Origin of the sequence: Mucilaginibacter flavus (assembly GCF_030409315.1) — a bacterium.
Lineage (GTDB): Bacteria > Bacteroidota > Bacteroidia > Sphingobacteriales > Sphingobacteriaceae > Mucilaginibacter > Mucilaginibacter flavus.
Genome location: NZ_JAUFPS010000014.1, coordinates 20,064 through 39,066, shown reverse-complemented (window position 1 = coordinate 39,066; position 19,003 = coordinate 20,064). Strand labels below are relative to the sequence as shown.

18 protein-coding genes are annotated in these 19,003 nt (G+C 41.5%); 12 read left to right on the top strand and 6 right to left on the bottom strand.

The annotated features are described in order from the left end of the window. Positions 1-56: 56 nt before the first annotated feature. A complete protein-coding gene (gene asnS, locus QWZ17_RS04745; RefSeq protein ID WP_290303830.1) occupies positions 57-1,505 on the bottom strand; it encodes an asparagine--tRNA ligase in 1,449 nt (482 codons plus the stop codon). A gap of 129 nt (positions 1,506-1,634) precedes the next feature. Between asnS and QWZ17_RS04740 the strand changes: the two genes are divergently transcribed. The 4 genes from QWZ17_RS04740 to QWZ17_RS04725 are packed head-to-tail and all read left to right on the top strand — an operon-like array spanning position 1,635 to position 5,943. Beyond that, complete coding sequence (locus tag QWZ17_RS04740; RefSeq protein WP_290303828.1) at positions 1,635-2,504, top strand: DMT family transporter; 870 nt, start codon at positions 1,635-1,637, stop codon at positions 2,502-2,504. Positions 2,505-2,553: 49 nt separating this feature from the next. After that, positions 2,554-4,494, top strand: coding sequence for a DNA primase (dnaG, locus tag QWZ17_RS04735; protein WP_290303826.1), 1,941 nt, complete (start codon positions 2,554-2,556; stop codon positions 4,492-4,494). After that, complete coding sequence (locus QWZ17_RS04730) at positions 4,494-4,862, top strand: YraN family protein (RefSeq protein WP_290303824.1); 369 nt, start codon at positions 4,494-4,496, stop codon at positions 4,860-4,862. The genes dnaG and QWZ17_RS04730 overlap by 1 nt, the downstream gene beginning before the upstream one ends. A 7-nt stretch (positions 4,863-4,869) precedes the next feature. After that, positions 4,870-5,943, top strand: coding sequence for a glutaminyl-peptide cyclotransferase (locus QWZ17_RS04725; protein WP_290303822.1), 1,074 nt, complete (start codon positions 4,870-4,872; stop codon positions 5,941-5,943). A 32-nt stretch (positions 5,944-5,975) separates the two neighbouring features. Here QWZ17_RS04725 and QWZ17_RS04720 read toward each other — a convergent pair whose 3' ends face one another. The 3 genes from QWZ17_RS04720 to pgi all read right to left on the bottom strand — a co-directional run bounded on the left by QWZ17_RS04720 (position 5,976) and on the right by pgi (position 8,691). Further along, positions 5,976-6,176, bottom strand: a complete 201-nt coding sequence (locus tag QWZ17_RS04720) for a hypothetical protein (protein ID WP_290303821.1) — start codon at positions 6,174-6,176, stop codon at positions 5,976-5,978. Between the two features lie 25 nt (positions 6,177-6,201). Then, positions 6,202-6,636 (bottom strand): IS200/IS605 family transposase, encoded by a 435-nt coding sequence (gene tnpA, locus QWZ17_RS04715; protein ID WP_290303819.1) that lies wholly within the window; start codon positions 6,634-6,636, stop codon positions 6,202-6,204. Between the two features lie 408 nt (positions 6,637-7,044). After that, positions 7,045-8,691 (bottom strand): glucose-6-phosphate isomerase, encoded by a 1,647-nt coding sequence (gene pgi / locus QWZ17_RS04710; protein ID WP_290303817.1) that lies wholly within the window; start codon positions 8,689-8,691, stop codon positions 7,045-7,047. 253 nt (positions 8,692-8,944) lie between these two features. Here pgi and QWZ17_RS04705 point away from each other — a divergent pair, with 253 nt between their 5' ends. The 7 genes from QWZ17_RS04705 (at position 8,945) to QWZ17_RS04675 (ending at position 15,961) form a co-directional block, all read left to right on the top strand. Then, positions 8,945-9,382: a hypothetical protein gene (locus QWZ17_RS04705; protein ID WP_290303815.1), complete on the top strand. Its 438-nt coding sequence runs from the start codon at positions 8,945-8,947 to the stop codon at positions 9,380-9,382. 97 nt (positions 9,383-9,479) lie between these two features. Continuing rightward, a protein-coding gene (gene prfB / locus QWZ17_RS04700) for a peptide chain release factor 2 (protein WP_290303814.1) occupies positions 9,480-10,572 on the top strand; the annotation gives its coding sequence in 2 pieces (ribosomal slippage) (positions 9,480-9,539 and positions 9,541-10,572; 1,092 coding nt in all). Positions 10,573-10,753: 181 nt separating this feature from the next. Beyond that, positions 10,754-11,770 (top strand): sensor histidine kinase, encoded by a 1,017-nt coding sequence (locus tag QWZ17_RS04695; RefSeq protein ID WP_290303812.1) that lies wholly within the window; start codon positions 10,754-10,756, stop codon positions 11,768-11,770. Continuing rightward, positions 11,760-12,437 (top strand): LytR/AlgR family response regulator transcription factor, encoded by a 678-nt coding sequence (locus tag QWZ17_RS04690; RefSeq protein ID WP_290303810.1) that lies wholly within the window; start codon positions 11,760-11,762, stop codon positions 12,435-12,437. The genes QWZ17_RS04695 and QWZ17_RS04690 overlap by 11 nt, the downstream gene beginning before the upstream one ends. A 124-nt stretch (positions 12,438-12,561) precedes the next feature. Further along, positions 12,562-14,247 (top strand): sensor histidine kinase, encoded by a 1,686-nt coding sequence (locus tag QWZ17_RS04685; protein ID WP_290303809.1) that lies wholly within the window; start codon positions 12,562-12,564, stop codon positions 14,245-14,247. 12 nt (positions 14,248-14,259) lie between these two features. Beyond that, entirely contained in the window at positions 14,260-15,012 is a 753-nt protein-coding gene (locus tag QWZ17_RS04680; RefSeq protein ID WP_290303808.1) for a LytR/AlgR family response regulator transcription factor, read from the top strand. 34 nt (positions 15,013-15,046) lie between these two features. Further along, on the top strand, positions 15,047-15,961 hold the full coding sequence (locus tag QWZ17_RS04675; RefSeq protein WP_290303806.1) for an alpha/beta hydrolase: 915 nt from the start codon (positions 15,047-15,049) through the stop codon (positions 15,959-15,961). A 249-nt stretch (positions 15,962-16,210) separates the two neighbouring features. Here QWZ17_RS04675 and QWZ17_RS04670 read toward each other — a convergent pair whose 3' ends face one another. Beyond that, positions 16,211-17,068 carry a transglutaminase family protein gene (locus QWZ17_RS04670; protein ID WP_290303804.1) on the bottom strand — a complete coding sequence of 286 codons (858 nt, stop codon included), beginning with the start codon at positions 17,066-17,068 and terminating at the stop codon, positions 16,211-16,213. Between the two features lie 42 nt (positions 17,069-17,110). On the opposite strand from QWZ17_RS04670, the gene QWZ17_RS04665 reads away from it, so the two are divergent. Then, positions 17,111-17,716: a type 2 periplasmic-binding domain-containing protein gene (locus QWZ17_RS04665; RefSeq protein WP_290303803.1), complete on the top strand. Its 606-nt coding sequence runs from the start codon at positions 17,111-17,113 to the stop codon at positions 17,714-17,716. Positions 17,717-17,756: 40 nt separating this feature from the next. Here the strand turns inward: QWZ17_RS04665 and QWZ17_RS04660 are convergent, their stop codons facing one another. Next, positions 17,757-18,893, bottom strand: coding sequence for a BamA/TamA family outer membrane protein (locus QWZ17_RS04660; protein WP_290303801.1), 1,137 nt, complete (start codon positions 18,891-18,893; stop codon positions 17,757-17,759). Positions 18,894-19,003: the final 110 nt, after the last annotated feature.

The following is a 19,003-nucleotide window of genomic DNA, read 5'->3' as shown; positions in this document are numbered from 1 at the left end:
GATTAAAGTAAGTCAATAAATCGGTGAAATCATAAAGAATCAGTTTAATCCTTCAATTAAAATTCGGCGTTCTTCGGGAACCTTGGGAAAGGGATCACATCACGGATGTTGCCCATGCCGGTAACAAACAGCACCAAACGCTCAAAGCCCAACCCAAAGCCGGCGTGGGTGCAAGAGCCAAAGCGGCGGGTATCCAGGTACCACCAAAGCTCATCTTTAGGGATGCCCATTTCGTCCATGCGTTTTTCCAAACGGTCTAAACGTTCTTCACGTTCAGATCCGCCTACAATTTCGCCAATGCCCGGGAACAGGATATCCATGGCCCTTACAGTTTCGCGGCCTTGCGCATCCGGCTCATTTTGGCGCATGTAAAAGGCTTTGATATCTTTAGGGTAATCGGTAAGGATCACCGGTTTTTTAAAGTGTTTCTCAACCAGGTAACGCTCGTGCTCGCTTTGCAAATCGGTACCCCAGCCTTCAACGGGGTAAACAAATTTTTTCTTCTTGTTCGGGGTCGATTCTTTTAAGATCTCGATAGCCTCGGTATAAGTTAAGCGCTCAAAATCGTTATCTAAACAAAACTGCAGTTTTTCTACCAGGCTCATGTCTGAGCGCTCGTTTTGTGGTTTTTGTTTTTCCTCTTCCTGTAGGCGTTGGGTTAAAAACTCAATATCCTCCGGGCATTTATCTAAGGCGTATTTGATCACATATTTCAGCATGTCCTCGGCAAGGTCCATGTTGTCGTTCAGGTCGTTAAAAGCAACTTCCGGCTCAATCATCCAAAACTCGGCAAGGTGACGGGTGGTGTTTGAGTTTTCGGCACGGAATGTTGGTCCGAAGGTATAAACATCACTCAAAGCCATAGCACCCAGTTCGCCTTCCAGCTGACCGGATACGGTTAGGTTGGTTGATTTACCAAAAAAGTCCTGTTTGTAATCAACTTCACCGGTATCGGTTTTAGGGATGTTGTCTAAATCAAAGTTGGTTACGTGGAAAGCTTCGCCGGCACCTTCAGCATCAGACGCGGTAATAACCGGCGTGTGCAGGTAAACAAAATCACGCTCCTGGAAAAACTGGTGCACCGCGTAAGCCAGGCTATTTCTTAAACGGAAAATAGACCCAAAAGTGCTGGTACGGAAACGCAGGTGGGCGTTTTCCCTCAAAAACTCCAGGCTATGTTTTTTTGGCTGGATAGGATACTTGTCGGGATCGCTATCACCAAGGATTTCAATGTCTGTAGCAACAACCTCAACTGTTTGACCCTTACCTAAAGAGGCAATCAATTTACCTTGCACACTAAGCGCCGCGCCAACAGTGATGCGTTTAAGCAAAGCAGGATCGGTGTTTTCAAAATCGACAACGATTTGGATGTTATTATTAGTTGAGCCATCATTCAAAGCAATAAAACGATTTGACCGGAAGGCGCGAACCCACCCTTTAACTGTTACATCAATATCCGTTTGCTGGCTTTGCAGCAATGCTTTGATCTTTGTGCGCTGACTCATAATGTGTAATTATGTATAAAAGTGTATAATTTTGAGCGGCAAAAATACGATTAATTCTGTAATAGCGCTTTGATTTGGCAGCTATTTGAGCCCCTTTTGATTAAGTTTGCAGCTCATTTAATTATAACGATGAACCCCAAACTAAGCCTGGTAATTGGCATTTTGTGTATTTCCTTTTCGCCAATATTTGTAAAACTTGCCGGGGTATCGCCCATAGGCTGCGCTTTTTACAGGGTGTTTTTCGCCTGGTTATTACTGGCCCCTTACTGCATTGCAAAACGGAAACTTAAGGTTGAAAGGAAGCAACTGCTTATTGCCGTTACCGCGGGTATCATCTTTGCATCTGATGTGGCAGTATGGAATCTCTCCTTATTAAAAATCAGCGCTACGGTATCAACCCTAATTGCCAACCTTGCACCGGTGTGGGTGGGGCTGTTTAGCTTTTTGCTGTTCAGGAAAAGCGGCGGGGTGTTGTTTTGGGTGGGTACCGCTGTAGCTATATTAGGCATGGTGGTGCTGGTGGGCTATCAGCATATATTGCACCTGGAATTAAATACCGGTATCCTTTTAGCCATGCTGGCCAGTTTGTTTTATGCCAGCTATATTATGGTAACCAAAAACATCATGGCGGGCATTGATGTATTTACCTTTATGTTTTATAGTATGCTGGGTTCAAGCGTTTTCCTGCTGATCGTAAACAGCTTTGTGGGTACAAGCATTATGCATTTTTCGGTACATGTATGGCTTTGCTTTTTGGGCATGGGCATTATCTGCCAGTTGATAGGGTGGCTAACTATCAATTATTCGCTTCGTTATCTGGAATCGACCAAAGTTGCCATTACTTTACTTAGCCAAACGGTTTTTGCCGCCATACTTGCTGCCATATTGTTAAACGAGAAATTAGAATTTAACGAAATTGTTGGCAGCGCTGTAGTGCTCGGCGGAATAGCCATTACATTTTTAAAGCCACGCAATCAACCAAATAAAATTGTATCTTAACGTTTGTTAAACATCGTTTAATGATTTGCCGTAAGTTTGCAGTCAACTCATGATTATAAAATCCACTATCGACCGTATTATGGAAGCCACCGACATTGTGGAGGTGATAGGGGAGTTTGTGCAGTTAAAAAAGCGTGGAGCCAACTATGTAGGTCTATCGCCATTCGCCAATGAGCGCACGCCATCGTTCACGGTATCGCCGGCAAAAGGCATCTTCAAAGATTTTTCGACAGGTAAAGGTGGATCGGCGGTTACATTTTTAATGGAGCTGGAAAAATTCAGCTACCCCGAGGCCCTTAAATGGCTGGCCAAAAAATACGGCATCGAGGTTGAGGAAACGGTAGAAGCACCCGAGAACCGGGAAGAAGAACTGCGCCGCGAGAGCCTGATGATTGTGACAGCCTATGCTGCCAAATTTTTCCACGAAAGTTTATTGGATACAGACGAAGGTAAAAGCATCGGCTTAAGCTATTTTAAGGAACGTGGTTTTAGCAACGATATCATTAAAAAGTTTGAGCTGGGTTACTCGCCCGATCAGTGGGAGGCTTTTACCAGTAGCGCCCTTAAACAAGGTTATAAAGAGCAATTTTTAACAGATAGCGGGCTATCCGTAAAGCGCGACAACGGCAACCTGTATGACCGTTACCGCGGCCGGGTGATGTTCCCCATTCATAATTTTACTGGTCGTATCATCGCGTTTGGTGGCCGTACGCTCAAAAAAGATAAGAACGTCCCTAAGTACGTAAACTCGCCCGAGAGCGAAATCTACCATAAATCGAATGTGCTTTACGGGCTTTATTTTGCCAAGAAAGCCATCAGGGATGAAGATAATTGCTACCTAGTTGAAGGTTACGCCGATGTGCTTTCGGTGGCGCAGGCCGGCATAGAAAACGTGGTGGCCTCATCGGGTACTTCGTTAACGGTTGAGCAGATTAAACTCATCAGCCGGTTCACCAAAAATATCACCATTTTATACGATGGCGACGCGGCCGGTATCAAAGCCTCCCTACGCGGACTGGATATGATTTTGGAGGAAGGACTTAACGTAAAAGTTGTCTCTTTCCCCGAAGGGCATGATCCCGACTCCTACGTACGCCTGGTAGGTACCGCCGCCTTCAAAAAACACATCGATGAAAATAAAAAGGACTTTATCCTTTTTAAAGCCAATACTCTTTTAAAAGATGTTGGTAATGATCCGATAAAAAAGGCCGGCATTATCCGCGAAATTGTAGAGAGTATTGCCAAAATCCCGGATTCGATCAAGGCGTCGGTTTTTATTAAAGAATGTAGTTACCTGTTGCAGATTGATGAGCGCGCTTTACTATCCGAACTCAACAAAATGCGCCAGGCTAAGGCCAAAAAGGATAGTCAGCAACAACAATCATCACAGTCGCGGTTTGCCGAGATGCCCGATGAACCCCACTTTTTTGACGAGCCGGTAATTATATCCGAACCTGTAAAAGAGGAAAGCTTCCAGGAAAAAGAGATCATTCGTTTGCTGTTGTTATACGGCAGCAGGATGATTGATTGGGATGGCATTGCCAATACCTATATCGGTCCGTTCATTATCGCCGAGTTAGGTGATGTTACCTTTGAGCACGCCGCCTGCAAAATGTTTGTTGAATTGTACCGGGCCGAGGTAGAGAACGGCGTACTGCCCGAGGATAGTCACTTTATTCACCACCGGGAAAAAAGCATTGTTGATATCACGGTAGATTTGCTCACTTCAAAATATACCCTGAGCGATAACTGGATGGATATGCATGGCATCCTTATTAATGATGAAACAGCCAATATGAAAGCGACCATACTTGGTGCTATTTTTCATCTTAAAAAACATAAGGTGGAAAAGATATTGGAAAACCTGCGATTGGAACTGAAAAATGCCGATAACCAGGCCGACCAGGAAATTTTGCTTGATAAGTACATGCGTATGAAAAAGGTTGAAAAAAGTATCTCCGACTTTTTGGGCTCGGTAATTATCAAATAATGGCCCAACACCTTGATCTTGGTCGCGCGGGCGAAGCTTTAGCTAAAACACATTTAGAAAGTTCCGGTTATAAAATACTGGACGAGAACTGGACCCACGGTAAGGCCGAGATAGATTTGATTGCCTATAAAGACCGGGTGATTATATTTACTGAAGTGAAAACCCGAACAGGCTCCGGCTTTGGCATGCCCGAAGATTTTGTAGATGCCCGCAAACAAAAATTGCTTGCAAACGCGGCGGATGAATATATTTACCTCATGAACCACCAGGGCGATGTACGGTTTGATATTATTGCCATTTTGTTTGATAAAGATAAAAACTACACACTAAACCATATAGAAGATGCGTTTTGGCCCACAGGAACTTAAACTAACAATGAATAATAAAATAAAGATATTTTTTGCAGCAGGCCTGGTACTTGCTCTTGGCTGTAACAGCTGTAAACAAAAAGCGACTACAAGCGCTGCCGACTATACCCTAAGCCCCGAAGCAGGCACCACTTATAAAGCCGGCGATGTGGTAAAAGTAAAAGTTAATTTACCCGCCGATGTCAAACCAGATTCGGTGGTGTACATGATTGAAACTAACCGCATCGGTTCGTCAAAAGATACTTCGGGTATCAGCTTAAAAACAGACACTGTACCGTTGGGCATTAAAATATTAATGGCCAAGGTTTATGAAGGTGGCAAGAGCCAGGACGTAACTACCAATATTTTGCTCCTTGCAGGTAAAGCGCCCGAACAATATACCTACAAAGTTGAAAAAACATTTCCGCATGATACCAGTGCCTATACCGAAGGCTTGCAATATATTGATGGCGTAATGTACGAAAGCACAGGCGACACGGGCCATTCAACCATTCGTAAAGTGGATTTACAAACGGGAAAAGTGTTGCAACAAACCAAATTGGGTGATCAATACTTTGGTGAAGGCTTATCCGTAATTGGCGATAAAGTAGTACAGATGACCTATCGCGAAAAGGTAGGTTTTGTGTATGATAAAGCAACTCTTAAACTTTTAAAAACTTTCCCCAATAACGTTGGTGTTGAAGGCTGGGGCATGTGCTTTGATGGTAAAAAACTTTACCTGGATGATAGCACCAATCGCATCTGGTTCCTGGATAAAGATACCTACCAGCAAACCGGCTACATTGATGTTTGCGATGATAAGAAACAAATAGACTCTATAAACGAGCTGGAATACATTGACGGCAAACTTTACGCCAACGTGTACCAGACAGATGATATCCTGGTGATCAACCCTAAAACCGGTGCCGTAGAGCAAAGGATAGATATGAAAAACCTATACCCAGAATCGGAAAGGCCGGCTGGTCGTGATTGGGGTAATAATGTACTAAATGGTATAGCCTATGATGCAGTCACCAAACGCATCTTTGTGGCAGGCAAAAAATGGCCTAAGATGTACCAGGTTACTTTTGTGAAGAAGTAGAGCCTATCCCCAACCCTCTTTAAAGCAGAGGGCTAAAAATGATTTTCAATAAGAAAAGCGATGAGGTTTACTCGTCGCTTTTTATTTAAGTCTCCTCCTTTGGTTAGGGATGGGTAATACATCTCATAATTGGGACGGAGGTAATGAATTTGATTAAGAATATACAAATCAAAATCATTGCCGTTGGCTTTAGCCAACGGACAACCAACAAGCAAATCTGGCTTTAGCCGCATTTAGAACTATGAAAAGTTAAACCGGTTATCCTTTTACAATTTGCCATCCATAGTTCGTCATAAATTCATTTACTTCCTCTTCAAATGATTTCTTCGAGTGGTGAATTTCCTGATTTTTAATGTAGGTTGATACTTTTTGTACCTGCGATTCGCTAACTGATACAGCGAAATAGTCATCCTGCCAGCTAAAAACATCGTCTATCAATTTATTTTTATTGATCCAAAAGGACGACTCACCTTTTATAAGCTGACTTACTTTCGAGATAGTTTGATCTTTCCCTAAAGAGACGAGGCAGTGTATGTGATCGGTATATCCGTTAATGGCTTGAAGGAAAATATCTTTTTCAGAACAGTTTTCGGCGATGTGCTTATAGATATTGTGTCTAAGTTCTTTCTTTAGCCATGGAGTTCGGTTCTTAGTAGAAAATACTAAATGAACCCAGATTTTTACAAATGACATATTTTATTGGGTGATAAATGGTTGAGTTTTGATTGTAAATTACTTATTTGGTCAATTTATTCCAAATCGATCTATCACAGTAACGTAGCATAAGTTGGGCTAAAGCCCATTTATGAGATGTAATTAATCCGTCCCATAAATCGGACGGCAATGAATTTTAGTAGGTGTAGACTTACGGTATAACCGTTCTTGTCTAAGTCAAGTCATTGAGGTGGAAGTGTTGAATGTGATATTCAAATTCATTGCCGTTGGTTTTAACCAACGGAACTAAGTAAGTCGCAGTTTCGGCTTTAGCCCAACCACTTTGAAAGTGAATGCTTATAAATACAAACGAGTCCGTTTTTATAAAACGGACTCGTTAATATGCTAATAAAAAAACTCCCCCTTCAGGGGGCCTCGGCTGCGTTCTTACCTCCAGGCCTTATACTGATTAATCAAACCATTGGTTGATGAGTCGTGGCTGCTGACCTCGGCGTCATCTTTCAATTCCGGAAGAATTTTGCCGGCCAATTGCTTGCCTAACTCAACACCCCATTGATCAAAGCTGTAAATGTTCCAGATAATGCCTTGTACAAATATTTTGTGCTCATACATGGCAATTAACGAACCCAGGCTGCGTGGTGTGATCTTTTTAAGCAGGAATGAGTTTGTAGGGCGGTTACCTTCAAATACCTTGAAAGGGGCAATCGCCTCAATTTCGGCATCGGTTTTACCGGCTGCTTTTAGTTCTTCAATAACAACCTCTTCGGTTTTGCCGTTCATCAAAGCTTCTGTTTGTGCAAAGAAGTTTGATAACAGCATGTTATGATGCTCGCCAAGCGGATTGTGTGATTGCGCCGGCGCTATAAAGTCGCAAGGGATCAATTTTGTTCCCTGGTGAATTAATTGGTAAAAAGCGTGCTGACCATTGGTGCCTGGCTCGCCCCAAATGATTGGGCCGGTTGAGTAATCCACATGTTTGCCATTACGGTCCACATGTTTACCGTTACTTTCCATGTCACCTTGCTGAAAGTAAGCAGCAAAGCGGTGCATGTATTGGTCGTAAGGTAAAATGGCGTTGGTTTCGGCTTCAAAAAAGTTGTTATACCAGATGCCTAAAAGTGCCAGGGTAACAGGGATATTTTGCTCAAATTCGGCAGTGCGGAAATGTTCGTCGGTTGCATGGGCGCCTTCTAACAGTTCAACAAAATTATCAAAGCCTATGCCTAGGGCAATAGATAAACCAATAGCGCTCCATAAAGAATACCTGCCGCCAACCCAATCCCAAAACTCAAACATGTTTTTGGTATCGATGCCAAATTTTTCAACGGCGGCAGCATTGGTTGAAAGGGCGGCGAAATGTTTGGCCACATCAGCTTCGGTAGCTCCGGCAGCTAAAAACCAATCGCGGGCGCTGTGGGCATTGCCCATAGTTTCCTGGGTGGTAAAAGTTTTTGAAGCGATAAGGAACAAAGTAGTTTCCGGATCAACCGCTTTTAACGTTTCGGCTATATGAGTACCATCCACATTACTAACAAAGTGGAGGTTTAAATGATTTTTATAGGCCTTAAGGGCTTCAGTCACCATCACCGGGCCAAGGTCAGAACCGCCGATGCCGATGTTAACCACATCGGTAATAGGTTTGCCTGTGTAGCCTTTCCAGGTGCCGGATATAATGGCTTCGCTAAAGTCCTTCATATGGTCAAGCACTTTGTTCACATCCGGCATTACATCTTTACCATCAACCAAAATAGGTTTGTTGCTGCGGTTACGCAAAGCGATGTGTAGTACTGGTCTGCCTTCGGTAACGTTGATCTTTTCGCCGGCAAACATGGCTTCTATTGCCTTGTTTACAGAACACTCTTTGGCCAATTGTATCAATAAAGCTATAGTCTCGTCGTCAATGCGGTTTTTGGAGTAATCCAGCAGGATTTCTTCAAACTGAATTGAGAATTTATTAAAGCGTTGATCATCAGCATCAAATAATTCCTTCAGGCTTTTTGATACGATATCAATGTAATGGTCGGCTAAGTATTTATAGCTCTGCGTGGTGGTGAAATCTGTATTTGGCAGCATAGTTGATGTGTTTTTAAGCAAAAGTAACAAGTTAATTGTTAGACTGATATTAAATATCAAACTAACTAATCTTAGTGTTACAATAACACGGCATGCATAGTGTTTATTTTACACTTTTAAATTACGATAATATTAAAATAATTTGACAAATGTTTTGATATTTCAAATGATTAATTAATATCTTTGTGTTATTGATAGTCAAACGAGTGATTTATCATGAATTTGTAAATTTTAATTTTAATTATTTACTACAATGTTTGGAAAACTGTTTTTGCTTGTAAAAAATAACGCCGGGACGGCAGTTATTAACAACCCACTTATTGCTGCAAAACACCATGAGGCAGTAATGATCGAAGCTTCAAGTTCTATCATCGAGGTTTTAAAAGGCCAGATGGAGAATGGCAAGTTGAAAGATTTGGTTAAGTATTTCAAATCGTCGGGTGTTTACAATCAATCATTAGTATCAAGCATGGTAAACAGGTTTGCCAACAGGCTTAACACATTTTATAATGTGGATGCCGCTGTAGCAATAGCAACGGCGAAATCGCTTATCCCGCAAGTAATGGCCGAATTGGTTAAAGCTTCAAAAAGCGAAGAGATCAAGGAATTTAAATTAGTTAATATGCTTACCAAGCTTAACGGCGACCGTGCAGATTTGAGTTTGCTTGTTGACCGCGCCATGGTTGCTTAATAGCATACGTTTAGCTTATAATGGGTCTGCAGATTGTTAAAACAATTTGCAGACCTTTTTTATTTATGCCGATAATACATTTACCTATATTTGCCACATGACTAAAGAACAAGTTCAGGATTTAAGGGACAGAGCAGCGTCCCTGAGGAGGCATCTTTGACATTGATAAGAAGCTCGAACTGCTAAAAGAAGAGCAGGAAATAACCATTGGTCCGCATTTTTGGGATCACCCTAAAGAAGCCGAAAAGGTACTGGCATCCATCAAAGTAAAAAAAGTATGGACAGATGAGTTTCAAAAACTGCTGGCCATTATTGATGATACCGGCGTGCTTTTTGAATTTTACCAGGCCGGCGATGCTACCGAGGCCGAAATGCAGGAGCAATATAACCTAACCATAAAGGCCGTAGAGGAGCTTGAATTTAAAAACATGCTCTCGGCCGAAGAAGATCAGTTTCACGCCGTACTGCAAATTACAGCAGGTGCCGGTGGCACCGAAAGTTGCGACTGGGCAGGTATGTTGATGCGTATGTACATTATGTGGGGCGAAAAAAACGGGTACAAAGTTACCGAACAAGATTACCAGCCCGGCGATGTGGCCGGTGTAAAAACCGTAACCTTACAATTGGAAGGCGATTTTGCCTACGGGTACTTAAAGGGCGAAAATGGTGTACACCGCCTGGTTCGCGTATCGCCGTTTGATGCCAATGCCAAACGCCATACCTCGTTCGCGTCGGTATATGTTTATCCTCTGGTTGATGATACCATCGAGATTGACATTAACCCTGCCGATATTGAGTTTGAAACCTTCCGCTCGGGCGGTGCAGGTGGCCAAAACGTAAACAAGGTAGAAACCGCGGTGCGCTTATACCACAAACCATCGGGCATTATTATCAAAAACCAGGAGTCGCGTTCGCAGTTGCAAAATAAGGATAACGCTATCCGTTTGCTGAAATCGCAATTGTATGAAATTGAGATGCGCAAACGCATGGAGATCACCAATACTATTGAAGGCAACAAAAAGAAAATAGAATGGGGATCACAGATCCGCAACTATGTACTGCACCCTTATAAGCTGGTTAAAGATCTTCGTACCGATCACGAAACATCAAACGCCGCAGCTGTACTTGATGGCGAGCTTAACGAATTTTTGAAGGCCTACCTGATGGAATTTGGCGGGCCGAAGAGTTAAAATTTTCATAGCTAAAATTATTACAAATGGTGTTATTGGGTTTTTGCCCGTAACACCATTTTTATTTAATGCGCGCATTAAACCCTTTTTGCAGATGCAAAACCATAACTGGCAGATTTTATTGATCAATCATCCTGCTAAAAAAGATTTTTGAACCATGTTTAATTTAAATAACAACAAAATGAAAAAAACAGCATGGGCAATATCAATAAATGTGGCATACTGGTTTCCGAAGCTATTGCAGGCCTATACCATTTTAAACTTAAATCCAGGTTATCTTCCCGGTAATTATTTGATGATACCTGTTTACTACGGTGTCGATATCGCTATTTTTTACCTGTTTTATTTTTTGTTTTTCCCGGTTTATTTGTCTAACCGCAAGGTTTTTCTTTTTGCTATTGGCGGCTTGTTGGTAACCTCCTTAACAACCGTTGCAGAATTTTTTTTCCTGCGGGCATTAACACCAGCGGTTTTCAATAATAACCAGCACCTGGGTTTGGTAATTGGCGATATATTTTTGAAGGTAGTTTATTCGGCCGTTGCAGCCTGTTTAATCCGTGGATTTATAAATTGGTACGCCGATATCAGGTATAAAAAAGATCTGGAGCGAAAGAACCTTGAAATAGAACTCGCTTTGCTAAAAGCGCAGATAAACCCGCACTTTTTATTTAATACGCTCAATAATATTGATGTATTGATTGAAAAAGACGCGCAACGGGCATCCATCTATCTAAAAAAGCTTTCTGACATTTTGAGGTTTACACTTTATGAAAGCCCATTGGCGCAAATTGAACTAAAGCAGGAAATAAACTATATAAAGCAATATATTGAGCTGCAAAAAATCCGCACTGCCAATCCCGATTTTGTAGAGCTTACGCTAAATGGCGATCCTGACAACCTAAAAATTGCTCCTATGCTTTTTATACCTTATATCGAAAACGCGTTTAAGCATTCTACCAATAAAAAAATAAGCAAAGCCATTGAAATTAGTATTGGTGTGTTGGGCAATACCGTTATTTTTACTTGTAGTAACGCGTATGACGAAGCAGGGGCGCTTAAGCAACAACATAGTGGTCTCGGGCTTGAATTGATAAGTAATCGCCTTAACCTGCTTTATAAAGATGCCTATGTGCTTGATATCAGCCAGGCCGACGGGCGTTTTACTGTAACATTAGCTATTAATCAGCATGGTAATTAATTGCATCATCATTGAAGACGAGCCCCTTGCTATGGAGCGTATAAGGGACTTCGTGCTTAAAGTTCCGTTTTTGAACTTACTGCAATGTTTTGATAATGGTGTAGAAGCCATAGCTTTCATGCAGGCTCAAAAAGTAGATCTTCTTTTTTTAGATATACAAATGGATGGCTTTACAGGCATACAGTTGTTGGAATGTTTGATAAAAAAGCCCGAAGTTATTATAACCACTGCCTTTGATCAATACGCGCTTCGCGGATTTGATTTAAATGTATGCGATTATCTTTTAAAGCCTTTTACTTTTGAACGGTTTATGCAAGGTGTAAACAAGGTTTATGATAAATTATTGGGTAGGGATGAAGATAAAACCTTCATTTTCATAAAAACAGAATACCGGCTTGAAAAAGTCAAGTTAGATAACCTCCTTTTTATTGAAGGTATGCGCGATTATCGCCGCCTTCATTTAAATGAAAAGAATATCATGACCCTGCAAACCTTTAGCGAACTTGAACGCGAATTACCTGCCAGGCAGTTTTGCCGGGTGCACAAATCATTTATTGTTGCCCTTGATAAAATTGAAAGCATTGAGCGCGACCGTATCCGTATTAATAATGAATTGATACCGGTTTCTGACACTTATAAAGAGAGTTTTTATAAGCAAATAAGGTAGCGTTTACAAAATGCCACCAAATTCTAAATCTCCAATACCAAATACTCAATCTGCATTGCTGAGCGCAGCGCGTAACTACATCTTTGTGATGTGATAATTAAATCATAAACTTAAACACACATCAATGAAAAAAAAGATTTTAGTATTGTTTACCAGCTTAATCATAGGCTTTGTCTTTTCGTTGCGCTCATTTGCACAAACAAAGCAGGACTTCTCCTTTGGCTATCATTTTACCTTCGAGTACCAAGGAAGTTATTATGGCGTGAAAGACACAAGTTTGGGCGATGTGAAAGCCTTTAAAATGATAAATAATAAACATCCCTTTTGGTTAGGAGTAAAACTTAATCATAGCTTGGTAGATTTTTTTTCATCAAGTGTAAAGTCAATTTCAAAGGCGTATCCAAGTTATATTATTTCAGATACTTCAACGGCTATTTTAATAGCATATGGAATTACAAAAGCCAATATTAGCGACTATCGCTACCATGTGGTTGAAAATGACAGTGTTGAGTTGGTTCCATGGTCCAAAATACCAGCGCTCGGTCAACAATATGGTGCCAAAGAAGCTTATGGATTTCTGGGTGAGTTTAAAGCTCCTGGTAAACAGCTATTGATAGAAGTGCTTAATATTCAAAATTATGATATACGGCAAGGTGTGTTGTTTGATTGGAAACCTAACTTTAAACCTTTGATAACCCGTATAGAAATCAATCGGCCAAAAGACTATTTTGACCTGGATAATGTAAAACTTAATCATGGATACGCTACCAGGTTTATTGAACATGCCGGAACGCCTGTAGATTTTAAGTTTCCTGCTGATAGTGTGGTGGGTATACGCTTATACTATAAACATCATGAAACTATACCTTATGTGGTGTATCTGGTTAAAAAAGGCGGTATAAAAAAAGATACTGTAAAAATGGGGTACTATAATCTTGAAAATTATTATGATATAGATGGCAATTTTTACAAACAGCCGGGTAAATATGAAATAATTACCCAGCGCGCCGGCGAACTTGGCTCGTGGCCCGAGGAGCAAATGTTGCGGATCCCTTTTGAAGTTTTACCACCACCTGTAACAGATAAAAAAGTATCCTTAAAACAAGCCTTACCTTACATCATAGCAACACTCACGGGTGTTGTTTTGCTGTTTGGGGGCTATTACAGGCGTAACCAGGTGAAATTAGTACGCGCCGCACAGGAAAAGCAAACTGTAGGCTTAAAATTGCAATCCATCAGGGCGCAGCTTAACCCGCATTTTATGTTTAACGCTTTAACATCTATCCAAAACCTGGTAAATAAAAATGATATAACGGGAGCTAATCATTACCTATCAAAATTTGCGGGCTTAACCCGGCAGGTGCTGGATACAGGTAACGACGAGCTATTAAGCTTGCAACAGGAGATTAATATTTTAGATGATTACCTTCAAATGGAACAGCTGCGTTTTGGTTTTAAATACCAGATAGACGTTGATCAAACAATAAATCAGGCCAATACAGAAATTCCGGCAATGCTGTTACAGCCCTTTGTAGAGAATGCTGTAAAGCATGGCGTGGCGATATTAAAAGATGCCGGAAAAATTGAGATCATGATAAACCGGAAAGATAAAGACCTTGTTTTCTGTATAAAAGATAATGGCAAATGGATTGATGCCGATGCCCGGGATAATACATCTGGTTATGGTTTAAAATTGAGCCAGGAACGTGCAGTTTTATTAAACCAGCTATATAAAGATCAGCCCGTACATTTAACCATTGATAAACAACCGGCCACTATGGTATGTATCCGTTTAACCAATTGGATTTAATTTTTTATGCTGATGATTAGAAGTGTTATTGTTGATGACGAGCCCAATAATATTGAAAACCTGCAACAGATCATTAGGGCTAATTGCCCCGATATAGTTGTTGAAGCAACAGCCTCAAACGCCGAAGAGGCTATTGCCGCCATAAAAACATACCGGCCCGACCTGGTGTTTCTTGATATTCAAATGCCCGGCCAATCGGGATTTGATGTGCTGAAAGCTTTTGACAGAATAGATTTCGAAGTAATATTTATTACCGCTTATGACAAGTATGGCATCCAGGGCATCAAGTTTTCGGCTTTAGATTATTTGCTAAAGCCAATAGATATTAAGGAGTTTAAGCTGGCCATTGAAAAGGCAAAGCAAAAGATAAGCAGCCGGAAACAAAATTTAAATATCGAAAACCTGCTGGCCTACATCAAAGCCGGGCAAAAGGAAATACCCAAAATAGCGTTGCCAACCCTTACCGAAATAATGTATGTAAAAGTTAGCGATGTGATCCGTTGCGAGGCCAGTAACAACTACACGCTTTTTTACCTGCAAAACAAAGAGCAGGTGCTGGTTTGTAAAACACTTAAAGACTTTGCAGATCTGTTAAAGTCTCACCAGTTTATCCGCACCCATCAATCGCACCTTGTTAACCAGGCTTTCGTAAAAAGCTATTTGAAGGAAGATGGTGGTACGCTGCTGCTTAATGATCAAACCAAAATACCTATATCGCGCCAAAACAGGGATATGGTAAAAGAAATGCTCAATAAAAGTTTATGATAAAAAAGCTATAATTGTGCATACCTAACAAATTATGAAAACCATTTTATCAGCCTTTATTTTGACTATTGCCACAACCATAGCCTACAGCCAGGAAAAGCCAATGCCTTTGTACCCTAAAGGGATACCAAATTCAAAGCCAACCCCGGCAACGTACGTTGAAAAAACAGATGCAAGCAACTGGATCACTGGCGTAAGTACGCCAACTCTTACAGCTTACCTGCCAGAAAAAGGGAAGGCTAACGGTACCGCTATTGTAGTTTGCCCTGGAGGTGGATACTCTGGCCTGGCAAATGCGCACGAGGGGATGGCTATATGCCAGGAGTTTAACAAAATTGGTATAACTGCGTTTTTGTTAAAGTATAGATTGCCAAGTGACGAAATTATGGTTGACAGATCTATCGGTCCGCTACAGGATGCACAGATGGCTATATTGACTGTACGCAAAAATGCTAAGGAATGGGGCGTTGATCCTGCTCGTATTGGCATCATCGGGTTTTCGGCCGGCGGGCATTTGGCATCTACCGAAGGTACCCACTTTGATAAACCTGTTATCGAAAATAAAGACAACATCAGCCTGAGACCCGATTTTATGATCCTGCTGTACCCGGTGATCAGCTTCGGTGATCAGGCACACGTAGGCTCGCGCGAAAACCTGATTGGTAAAACCCCGTCGGCAGCGCAAGTAGAATTATATTCAAACGAAAAACAAGTTAACGCTAATACGCCGCCAACTCTTTTGGTACATGCCGAAGACGATACCGTGGTACCTGTACAAAACAGCCTGTTGTTTTATGATGCCCTGCTCAAAAATAAAGTAAAAGCCGAAATGCACCTGTTTCAGGAAGGTGGCCATGGATTTGGCTTAAACAATTCAAAAAACAAAAGCAAATGGTTTGATTGGGCTGCCAGTTGGCTGGATGAGAACGGGTTTTTGAAGGGGAAGTAAAATAGTTACGGGTACTTGTCTCTCCATTCGTGTTATGCTGGGTTTAAAAGTAAAAGGGCTCTGAAAGTGGGAAATGACAAACCGGCGAAAGACTTACGAAGTTTTTAAAACTTTGTAAGTCTGGTATCTGCAACATGCTATGCCTATTACTTGTTTCCGGGTAATGTGCAAGGTATATACTTCATCTGAAGTACTTATCCAGTGGAGATCCCGAAGAAAGTTAGGGGTCACTAATCTTAAAAGTTACACTTACTCCAATATCCTCAGCAATTCATTCAACTCTCCAACCTTTTCTGCCGAGCCTAAGTTTTCATAGGCGCTGATGAGGTTGCGGATTACGCGTTTAATGATATCGGTATTGGAGCAGGGTTCGTAAAACTGTTTATCGAATTTAAGATTAAGCTGCTTCAAAAAGTTATCTACATCGCGGCGGCCAAACATGAGGCCCCTGTTAAAGGCGTTAATGTAAAAAAGTATGCCGCCTTCAAAATCATTTTGCTGGCTCTCGTCAACATAAGCTAATATGAAATGTTGCGGCAGGTTTACACCATATACGGGGATGTCCAGCTTTTGGGCTATGATAGAGTAGATGATGGCCAGCGAAATCTGGTTGCCTTTTTTAGTTTCCAGCACCTGGCTCAAAAAGCTGTTCTGCGGATCGAGGTGGTTTGAGGTATTCCCCCTGAAACCGTAGATATGATAAAATACATGATTAATCTCTTTAATCTGTTCCTTGGGGCTACCCTGGTTCATCATCTGAATCCAGATATCCCGCTTAATGGCCTCAATCTGGTTAATCACCTTTTGCTCGTCAAGATCGGGGTATTGGTAACGGTTAATAATGAGGATACCCTGCAGCAGATCAAACGACCCGCTTTGTGCCCACAATTTCAAATCTTCTTTTAAGCTACCAAATTGAATTTCGTGTACCAGGTTGGCAATGCGTTCCTGTTGCACGGCATCAAAGGCTTGTTCAAAAGCATTTTCAAGATAAGTAATCACCTCTATGCCATAGCTCAGCAGTTTTTCATGAACGTGTTCATAGATGCCGGCGTCGGGATCATCAAGCAAGCGGATCAAAGAGTTTACTTCTGTTGGATTTATCATACGCTGTATGCTAAAATACTAAACTTTTTTATTTTTGTGGCGATGGCAAGTTTCACATTTGTGCAAGATTATTTGCGCCACCGCCTTACAGCCAATAACCGCCACGGGATTCACTCTCCGTTTGTTTACCACCTCATTGATACGGTAATTTACGATTATCAGCCCCGCCAAACGTACCAGGAGATAGCCATCGATATTAAAAACCAGAACGGAATTACTGAAAAAAGATTACCCCTTAAAGTATTAAAACTCATTTACAGGTTAACAAAGCATTTTAATCCGGCTGCCGTTGTTGAGGTCGGAGAGGGGGGGAGTACATCACTTTACCTGCAAAAGGCGGTACCGGGCGCTAAAATTATCGCGGTTAATGAGGCTGAGTTAAAGGGAGTATTGGATAGCCTTACAGATTTGATCGTTTTCAATAAGTATGTTTTAACAATGGAGGCTTTTGAACAGCTACTTCCAACAGTGCACCCGGATACTGTAGTGATATTTACAGGCGTTCATACCAATGCTACTACCAAACAAATCTGGAATCAGGTTAAAACGCATCCGCGGGTTACGCTCACTATCGATCTGTTTTGGATAAGCCTGGTATTCTTTAAATCGGGCAGGGCCCAGCAGGAGCATTTTAAGATAAAATATTAAAAGCCTTTTAACTCAGAATATGTTGGGTAGTTTCAAAATGCTAAAACGATTGCCCCAAAGCAAGATAAAACCCGCTTTGCCGGCTCTCTCCCGGATTTTTTTGACCAATGCCATAATCGGCACGCACACTTAACCCTTTTTCAATATCGAAGAAGTAACGCACACCGCCGCCATAATTGGGTTTTAATTCGGCCCAGCTAAAGCTTTTGTTAAATACCTCGCCGGTACCCACAAAGCCAACAAGGCCCCACCTTGGGCTTAAGCGATAACGTAATTCGGTTTGGCCTGCCAGCATATTCCTGTCGCGGTAGCGGCCATTATAGTAACCGCGCATCATTTCATCATTACCTAAAGCCGGCAACAAATAAAATGGCGATTTACTGCCCGTAAGGCTTTGCTCCTGTATATCAATGCCGAAAACAAATTTTTTGCCCAGCGCAAAAAACTGTGAATACTCTGCATTTAAAAATCCCCCGCTGTAGTCTGTTTTTCCGTACCCTCTTATCACTTCAAAGGAACTGGTGATAATGATACCCTTAGTTGTATAGGTATTATTATTGCGGGTATCAAGTGTTACGCTGGGGCCTGCGTAAATATTGCTACCCCCGCCATGGTTTTCAACCCTTTTGTCAGTATAAAAAATGGTTTTGTAAGATGTTTGTGGTATGTGAAACCTTTGTGCCCCGGCTACAAAGCCAACATAGAGCTCGTCAGTCAGCTTTTTCTCTGCACCCAGGTTAAACTTTAGTCGTTGCTGATCAATTTGGGTAACATCGGCGCTTCGGGTATCATTGCCAATGCCATAAAAGCTAAAGGGAAAATCATAGTAACTAATACCAGCCGTAAAGTGGTAGCTGTTACGGGGAGTCCAGTAGTTGGTGTTGATGCTAAACTTGCTTTGTCCCTTTGTGGTAACCGTGGCATAACCAAATATGCTTGATACACGGGTATCACTTTTAACAGAATCGGTATAAAAGGAGTATAAACCCGCGCCGCCCAGTTCCAAACCAGTTTCGGGAGCCGAGCTTATTGCAGGTAAAATAACAAAGCTGCTTTTTTTGGTGCTATCGGCCTTATTAAAAAACATTTTGCGGATAAACTTGGGCAGTACATGCGTTTGCGCGTAGCTGGCTTGCAGGCAAAAAGCGAATAAGAACGTGGTTACAAATATCTTCATAAGACAAATAGGGCGCTAATATACCCTCATTTTTACTTCGGTATGTACGTAGTTTGAATGTATTTTGAATTTAAAAATCATAATTAAGTAAAATGCCTACTTTTGTGCCT

Excerpts from the sequence above, each read along its gene's own strand:
- asnS (WP_290303830.1), bottom strand. The coding sequence starts at position 1,505 with ATGAGTCAGCGCACAAAGATCAAAGCATTGCTGCAAAGCCAGCAAACG.
- QWZ17_RS04740 (WP_290303828.1), top strand. The coding sequence starts at position 1,635 with ATGAACCCCAAACTAAGCCTGGTAATTGGCATTTTGTGTATTTCCTTT.
- dnaG (WP_290303826.1), top strand. The coding sequence starts at position 2,554 with ATGATTATAAAATCCACTATCGACCGTATTATGGAAGCCACCGACATT.
- QWZ17_RS04730 (WP_290303824.1), top strand. The coding sequence starts at position 4,494 with ATGGCCCAACACCTTGATCTTGGTCGCGCGGGCGAAGCTTTAGCTAAA.
- QWZ17_RS04725 (WP_290303822.1), top strand. The coding sequence starts at position 4,870 with ATGAATAATAAAATAAAGATATTTTTTGCAGCAGGCCTGGTACTTGCT.
- QWZ17_RS04720 (WP_290303821.1), bottom strand. The coding sequence starts at position 6,176 with ATGCGGCTAAAGCCAGATTTGCTTGTTGGTTGTCCGTTGGCTAAAGCC.
- tnpA (WP_290303819.1), bottom strand. The coding sequence starts at position 6,636 with ATGTCATTTGTAAAAATCTGGGTTCATTTAGTATTTTCTACTAAGAAC.
- pgi (WP_290303817.1), bottom strand. The coding sequence starts at position 8,691 with ATGCTGCCAAATACAGATTTCACCACCACGCAGAGCTATAAATACTTA.
- QWZ17_RS04705 (WP_290303815.1), top strand. The coding sequence starts at position 8,945 with ATGTTTGGAAAACTGTTTTTGCTTGTAAAAAATAACGCCGGGACGGCA.
- QWZ17_RS04695 (WP_290303812.1), top strand. The coding sequence starts at position 10,754 with ATGAAAAAAACAGCATGGGCAATATCAATAAATGTGGCATACTGGTTT.
- QWZ17_RS04690 (WP_290303810.1), top strand. The coding sequence starts at position 11,760 with ATGGTAATTAATTGCATCATCATTGAAGACGAGCCCCTTGCTATGGAG.
- QWZ17_RS04685 (WP_290303809.1), top strand. The coding sequence starts at position 12,562 with ATGAAAAAAAAGATTTTAGTATTGTTTACCAGCTTAATCATAGGCTTT.
- QWZ17_RS04680 (WP_290303808.1), top strand. The coding sequence starts at position 14,260 with ATGATTAGAAGTGTTATTGTTGATGACGAGCCCAATAATATTGAAAAC.
- QWZ17_RS04675 (WP_290303806.1), top strand. The coding sequence starts at position 15,047 with ATGAAAACCATTTTATCAGCCTTTATTTTGACTATTGCCACAACCATA.
- QWZ17_RS04670 (WP_290303804.1), bottom strand. The coding sequence starts at position 17,068 with ATGATAAATCCAACAGAAGTAAACTCTTTGATCCGCTTGCTTGATGAT.
- QWZ17_RS04665 (WP_290303803.1), top strand. The coding sequence starts at position 17,111 with ATGGCAAGTTTCACATTTGTGCAAGATTATTTGCGCCACCGCCTTACA.
- QWZ17_RS04660 (WP_290303801.1), bottom strand. The coding sequence starts at position 18,893 with ATGAAGATATTTGTAACCACGTTCTTATTCGCTTTTTGCCTGCAAGCC.